Source organism: Flavobacterium sp., from assembly GCF_044338735.1.
Classification (GTDB): Bacteria; Bacteroidota; Bacteroidia; order Flavobacteriales; family Flavobacteriaceae; genus Flavobacterium.
The window spans coordinates 1-3,424 of the sequence record NZ_JBIIWV010000208.1 but is presented as its reverse complement, the minus strand read 5'-3'; the positions used below and the strand labels follow the sequence as shown (position 1 = coordinate 3,424).

4 protein-coding genes are annotated in these 3,424 nt (G+C 32.6%); 3 read left to right on the top strand and 1 reads right to left on the bottom strand.

All coding sequences use genetic code 11. The annotated features are described in order from the left end of the window. Positions 1–64 precede the first annotated feature (64 nt). Entirely contained in the window at positions 65–697 is a 633-nt protein-coding gene (locus ACIQZC_RS10165) for a Crp/Fnr family transcriptional regulator (protein ID WP_396139111.1), read from the bottom strand. An 84-nt stretch (positions 698–781) separates the two neighbouring features. Here ACIQZC_RS10165 and ACIQZC_RS10160 point away from each other — a divergent pair, with 84 nt between their 5' ends. From ACIQZC_RS10160 to ACIQZC_RS10150, 3 genes are all read left to right on the top strand, one after another. After that, positions 782–1,351: a hypothetical protein gene (locus tag ACIQZC_RS10160; protein WP_396139110.1), complete on the top strand. Its 570-nt coding sequence runs from the start codon at positions 782–784 to the stop codon at positions 1,349–1,351. Next, positions 1,341–1,550: a hypothetical protein gene (locus tag ACIQZC_RS10155; protein ID WP_396139109.1), complete on the top strand. Its 210-nt coding sequence runs from the start codon at positions 1,341–1,343 to the stop codon at positions 1,548–1,550. Before ACIQZC_RS10160 ends, ACIQZC_RS10155 begins: the two co-directional genes overlap by 11 nt. Before the next feature lie 94 nt (positions 1,551–1,644). Further along, complete coding sequence (locus ACIQZC_RS10150) at positions 1,645–3,399, top strand: hypothetical protein (RefSeq protein WP_396139108.1); 1,755 nt, start codon at positions 1,645–1,647, stop codon at positions 3,397–3,399. The last annotated feature ends 25 nt before the right edge of the window (positions 3,400–3,424 follow it).

The following is a 3,424-nucleotide window of genomic DNA, read 5'->3' as shown; positions in this document are numbered from 1 at the left end:
CCACCACCTGTTAATCCTAAAATTAATCCGATGCATAATGCTCCAAAATAGCCAAATAGTTCCATTAAAATTGCAGTATTTCTATTTTATTTCGATGTAATTTTATTTTTCCTTCGATTTCCAAAGCCTTCAATAATCTTGAAATTACTACTCTTGATGTATGCATTTCGTAGGCAATTTCTTGATGGGTATTTTGAATTTCGGTATTGCCAATTACCTTTGCTTTATCAGTTAAATATTTGTACAAACGTTCGTCTAAATTCATAAACGCCAGCGTGTCAATAGCTTCTAACATTTCCATCAATCGCACATTATAACTGTCAAAAACAAAGTTACGCCATGTTTTATATTTAGTCAACCAATCTTCCATTTTTTCCACTGGAATCATTAATAGAGACCCGTCGGTTTCGGCAATAGCTCTAATTCTACTTTTTGCTTGTCCCATACAGCAGGTCAAGGTCATGGCACAGGTATCACCTCGTTCTAAGAAATATAACAACAATTCATCTCCGTTTTCATCTTCTCGTAAAATTTTAATTGCACCATTAACTAAGAGCGGCATGGTTTTGATATAGTCTCCAATTTCGATCAAATAATCATCGGCTTTGAATTCTTTATAGGTAGCCACCTTTACAATTTCGTCAATAAGTGCTTCTTCAAAAATATAGCCGTAGGATTGTGTTAGGATGTCTTTCATTGATAAAAACTATTTTTGTAAAGATACTACTAATCTTTAAAAATCAAATGTTACTTTTGTTACACATGATTTCATATTCAGAAAATGCCAACACAACAATACCATAAAAATAATTTTCATTCCCATACTTTTTGTGAATTTATGGAAGTTGAAAGCGTTCCTGAAATTTTTAATAAACCAAATTATAAAAGTAAATCGGGGAGTAGTTATTATTTTACGGAAGAAGGTGTTTACCGAAGTTCAAATCACTGGGGTAGAGCTGCTAATTGTCGTTGGCGTTTGATTGCTACTTCAAGGGTAAAAGTTAATAATAACCAACAACGAATTGGTTTTGCAAAGTGGACCGATTTTTATCCCAATAATGAAACCGAAGCGTTATTTTATATTAAGGTAAATTTTGAAACTGCAGCGGTTATGTTCCAACACAAAAATCATGTGAATTATGATGGGAAAGCAGTTGTTCGAACAGCATCCGAAACTGCCAAAGTAATTCGGCAAATAAAAGAAGTATTGGAAACTGATGCTTGGGCAAAATATTACGACACAACCAATATCGACTCATTACGACGCGATATTATTCATCAGTTATGTTATTCTAGTTTATCTTTGTCGGAAATTAAACGTAATTTATTAAGACATTCCTATGGAAAATAAGGATTCACTCATTCTTGAAATTCAAAAAATAATTGATTTTCTTGCATTACAACAGAAAGATCAAGCCAATCAAAAATTAGTAGAAGTTAGTAATTTATTAGATGATATTATGGATGCTACTGAAAATGATGAAGAATTAGTAGAGTTCCATAAATATCAAATATTACTCAATCATTTGAATGTAAAGATCAACGGATAGGTTTCAATCTTAATAATAATTTATTGAAAAAAGGAATTAAGTAATTATTATTATTACTAAATTTGAATAGTATTAATCTAAAAACAATGACATTATGATATCAAAAAGACTCTTATTTTTGGTTTTGTTAGTTCCTTTTTTATTCAACAGTTGTAGTAATGATTCAGGAATTGATGGAAATTCAGTAGACACACCTTTAAATTTTGGAAATGAAGTGTCTAAAAGTTTTACGGGACGAATTGTTGATGAAAGCAATAATCCTGTAGCTAATGTAGCCATTACTGTAGGAAATAAATCCGCTAACACTGATATTAATGGTGTTTTCATCATAAATAATGCAACTGTTCATGAAAAATTTGCATTTATTAAAGCAAGAAAAACAGGATTTTTAGACGGATCACGTTCGTTAGTTCCTACAAATGGAATGAATTACGCTCGTATTACTTTATTGTCAGGAACTATAATTGGTACTGTGAACTCTGGAGTAACTGGAAGCGTTTCTTTGGGTAATGGATCTAAAGTCACTTTTGATGGTAACTTTAAAACAGAAACTGGTCAGCCTTATACAGGGATAGTAAGTGTAATAATGAAACACCTTGATCCTTCTGATCCTTCTACTGTTGATAAAATGCCAGGTATGTTATTGGCAGCAAACTCAAGCGGTGAGGAGCGTGTATTAGAAACGTTTGGTATGATGAATATAGAATTGAGAGGAGCCGCTTCACAAAAATTGCAACTTTCTACAACTGCTCAAATAGAAATGCCAATTTCAACTTCACAATTAGCGTCTGCACCAGCCACCATTCCACTTTGGCATTTTGATGAAACACTTGGTTATTGGAAAGAAGAAGGTGCTGCTACTAAGCAAGGAACTAAATATGTTGGTACTGTTTCTCACTTTTCGTGGTGGAATTGCGATGCTCAATTTCCAACGATTAGATTATGCGTGACAGTTGTAAATTCTAATGGTGTGCCTTTAGCAAATGTAAAAGTAGGTATTAGAAGAGCTTCAAATTCTTATACGGTTAACGGATTTACAAATAGTCAAGGACAAGTTTGTGGATTAGTTCCTGCCAATGAAACATTAACAATGGTAGTATTTGATTCTTGTGAAAATGCGGTAAGTACTACTTCTATTGGGCCTTTCTCTGCTGATACTACTTTGCCAAATTTAGTACTCTCTAATAGTTCCATTCAATCAACATTAGTTCAAGGTACTCTTCTTAAATGCGATGGAACAAATGTAACTAACGGTTATGTATTAATGCGCTATGGAAATCAAAACTTAATGGGTACAGTTACTAATGGTGCTTTTAGTTTGACCATGTTAGTTTGTAGTGCTACAAATACAGCTTTTAGTTTAGAAGGCTTTGATTATGATAATTTGCAAACAACTAATCCAATTAATTTTACATTTACTACTCCAATTACAAATGTGGGTAATATTACAGCTTGTAATTCCATTTCAGAATTTATTTCATACCGTATAGATTCTAGTCCGGTTAGATACATAATTGCTAACATTACGGCTAATGTAGGAACAACTTCTGGATCAAATTCTTCAGGATTATCTATTAACGGCTTTAATGCAAATTCTCCAAATACTAACGAGCGATTTTATTTATTTGGCAATACTAATATTCCCGGAATTTATACTACCTCATCATTTTCAATTGAATCACCAGAAACCGGTGGAATTAACATCCAAACGGTTAATGCGGTTTCGTTTAATTTAAGTAGTGTAGGTGCAATTGGTCAATATATTGATATTACTTTTAATGGAACGTATACCAATTCAACAGGATCCCATGTCATTAATGGTGTGGCCCATGTTGTTAGAGATTATTAAAATAAAGTTCATTTGAATATAAATA